Raw genomic sequence first — 3,302 nt, forward strand, 5'->3', positions numbered from 1 at the left:
GGCGTGGCGAATTGAGCGCATCGATCCCCTGTTCGTGGTGCCGCCGATGGCGCCAGCGGCGGCGGCCGCAGGCTCCTGAGGGCGGCATGTTCCGGCCGGCAAAAATCCGTATAATGCAGCCCCTTCAAAACCCGCAGGATCTGCCATGATCGACGACAAACTGCTGAGTATCCTGGTGTGCCCGGTGACCAAGGCGCCGCTGGAGTACGACAAGGACAAGCAAGAGCTGGTCTGCAAGGCCAGCGGGCTCGCCTATCCCGTGCGCGATGGCATTCCGGTAATGCTGGAGAGTGAGGCGCGCCAGCTCACCGCAGACGAGAAATTGGGGTAACACATGACCGACACCATATTCGGCAAGATCGTCAGCGGTGAGATTCCCGCCGATTTCCTCTACGAGGACGAGCACTGCGTTGCTATCAACGACATCAATCCCCAGGCGCCGGTACACGTGCTGGTGATTCCAAAGCGCGGCATCCCGCGGCTGGTGGATGCCGGAGCGGACGACCAGGCGCTGCTCGGGCACCTCATGCTGGCGGCGGGCAAAGTGGCCGCACAGCTGGGGGTGGCGGACGCTTTCCGCCTCATCGTCAACAACGGTGCCGGCGCTGGCCAGACCGTTTTCCACCTGCACCTGCACATCCTCGCGGGCCGCGGTTTTGCTGAAGGACAGATGGCAGGGTTCAAATGAAAACAGGTGACATACGCGAAGCTTTCCTGGCCTATTTCGAAGGCCAGGATCATACCCGGGTGCCCAGCAGTTCCCTGGTGCCGGGCAACGACCCCACCCTGCTGTTCACCAACGCGGGCATGGTCCAGTTCAAGGATACATTCCTCGGTACTGACCCGCGCCCCTATGTGCGCGCGGCCAGCAGCCAGCGCTGCGTGCGCGCCGGCGGCAAGCACAACGACCTGGAAAACGTCGGCTACACCGCGCGCCACCACACGTTTTTTGAAATGCTGGGCAATTTCAGCTTCGGCGATTACTTCAAGCGCGAGGCCATCCAGTTTGCCTGGAGTTTCCTCACCGAGACCCTGGGCCTGCCCGCGGAGCGCCTGTGGGTCACGGTGCACGTCTCCGACGATGAGGCCGCGGATATCTGGCTCAAGGAGATGGGCGTCAGCGCCGAGCGCTTTTCCCGCCTCGACGAAGACAACTTCTGGCAGATGGGGGACACCGGGCCCTGTGGCCCGTGCTCGGAAATCTTCTACGACCACGGCCCCGATGTGGCCGGCGGCCCCCCCGGCAGCGAGGGCGACGATCTCGACCGTTACATCGAGATCTGGAACCTGGTGTTCATGCAGTTCAACCGCGACGCCAGCGGCGAACTGCATCCCCTGCCCAAGCCCTCGGTCGATACCGGCATGGGGCTGGAGCGTATCGCCGCGGTCATGCAGGGCGTGCACAGCAACTACGAGATCGACCTGTTCCAGGCCCTGATCCGGGCGGCAGCGCAGCTGCTCAAGGTGGACGACCTGGCGCACAATTCCCTGCGGGTGATCGCGGACCACATCCGCTCCTGCGCCTTCCTGATCGTCGACGGCGTCCTGCCGGGCAACGAGGGCCGCGGCTATGTGCTGCGCCGGATCATCCGCCGCGCCATCCGCCACGGCAACAAGCTGGGCGCGACCGAAGCCTTCTTCCACCGGCTGGTGGCAACCCTGGCGGCGGAAATGGGCGAGGCCTACCCCGAGCTGGTGAAGTTGCAGCCCCAGGTGGAGAAGGCGCTGCTGGCCGAGGAAGAGCAGTTCGCCAAGACTCTGGACAACGGGCTGCAAATCCTGCAGGACGCGCTGGCGGGTATCGACGGCGGGGAGATTCCCGGCGCGGTGGTGTTCAAGCTCTACGACACCTACGGCTTTCCGGTCGATTTGACCAATGACATCGCCCGCGAGCGCGGCCTGAGCCTGGACATGGCGGGCTACGAGGCGGCCATGGCGGCCCAGCGCAGCCGTTCCCAGGAGAGCGGCAGCTTCCGGGTGGATTACAACGCCGTTCTCACTCTCGAGGGCAACACTGAATTTACCGGCTACGACAGCCTGGAGGGGGAGGGCACTGTCACCGCACTGCTCTGCGATGGTGTCGAAGTCGAGTCGCTGTCGGCGGACCAGCAGGGCGTGGTGGTGCTGGACCGCACCCCGTTCTACGCCGAGTCCGGCGGCCAGGCGGGTGACAGCGGTTACCTGCAGGCCCCCGGCCTGCGCCTGGAAGTCGGGGATACCAGCAAGGCCCAGAGCCAGCACCTGCACCACGTCAAGGTGCTGGAGGGCACAGTGCGCACGGGCGACCGCCTGCAGGCTGCGGTGGACCGCAGCGTGCGCCAGCGCACCCGCCTCAATCACTCCGCCACTCACCTGATGCACGCGGCCCTGCGCCGCATTCTCGGCGACCATGTGACCCAGAAAGGCTCGCTGGTGGATTCCGGGCGGCTGCGCTTTGACTTCTCCCACTTCGAGGCGGTGACGCCGGCTGAACTGGCGGAGATCGAGCGCCAGGTCAACGAGCAGATCCGCGCCAATACCGCGGTGACCACGCGCCTGATGGCCATGGACGAGGCCATCGCCGCCGGCGCCATGGCCCTGTTCGGGGAAAAGTACGGCGAGCAGGTGCGCGTGCTCAGCATGGGCGAGGATGATTATTCCGTGGAACTCTGCGGCGGCACCCACGTCGACCGGACCGGTGACATCGGCCTGTTCCGCATCGTGTCCGAATCCGGCATTGCCTCCGGTGTGCGCCGTATCGAGGCGGTGACCGGTGCCGGTGCCCTGGAGGCGATTGCCCGCACCGAGGCCCAGCTGGATGCGGTCTGCGACGTGGTCAAGGCCGGCCGCGATACCGCGGCCGCCCGGGTCGGAGCCCTGCGCACGGAGAATCGCGAACTGGAGAAAGAGATCGCGCGGCTGAAACAGAAGCTGGCGACGTCTGCCGGCGGCGACCTGACCGCCAGCGCGGTCGAACTTGCGGGGGTGAAGGTTCTCGCCGCCAGCGTCGACGGCGCCGACGCCAAATCCCTGCGCGACACCCTGGACCAGTGCCGGAACAAGCTGGGCCGCAGCGTGATCCTGCTGGCCGCGGTGGACGGCGACAAGGTGGCCCTGGTAGCCGGGGTCAGCAAGGACCTGATCGACCGGGTCAAGGCCGGCGACCTGATGCGCGAATTCGCCGGTCGCCTTGGCGGCAAGGGTGGCGGACGTCCCGACATGGCCCAGGGTGGCGGCAGCGATGTCGCCGGGCTCACGGCTGCCTTGCAGGATGTCCCGGGCTGGGTAGCCGGAGCGCTGGGCCAGAACGCCTGAGATGAGCC

At 66.2% G+C, this 3,302-nt stretch carries 3 protein-coding genes; all 3 read left to right on the forward strand.

Translation table 11 applies throughout. The features are described 5' to 3' along the window. Nucleotides 1–145 precede the first annotated feature (145 nt). From RJQ10_RS16315 to alaS, 3 genes are read left to right on the forward strand one after another with little or no spacing between them, the layout of a single operon-like run. Nucleotides 146–331, forward strand: a complete 186-nt coding sequence (locus tag RJQ10_RS16315; protein WP_350148441.1) for a Trm112 family protein — start codon at nucleotides 146–148, stop codon at nucleotides 329–331. A gap of 3 nt (nucleotides 332–334) precedes the next feature. Next, nucleotides 335–688: a histidine triad nucleotide-binding protein gene (locus RJQ10_RS16320; protein ID WP_350148442.1), complete on the forward strand. Its 354-nt coding sequence runs from the start codon at nucleotides 335–337 to the stop codon at nucleotides 686–688. After that, nucleotides 685–3,294, forward strand: coding sequence for an alanine--tRNA ligase (gene alaS / locus RJQ10_RS16325; protein ID WP_350148443.1), 2,610 nt, complete (start codon nucleotides 685–687; stop codon nucleotides 3,292–3,294). The genes RJQ10_RS16320 and alaS overlap by 4 nt, the downstream gene beginning before the upstream one ends. The last annotated feature ends 8 nt before the right edge of the window (nucleotides 3,295–3,302 follow it).

The organism is Haliea sp. (assembly GCF_040222615.1).
In the GTDB taxonomy this organism is placed as follows: Bacteria; Pseudomonadota; Gammaproteobacteria; order Pseudomonadales; family Halieaceae; genus Haliea.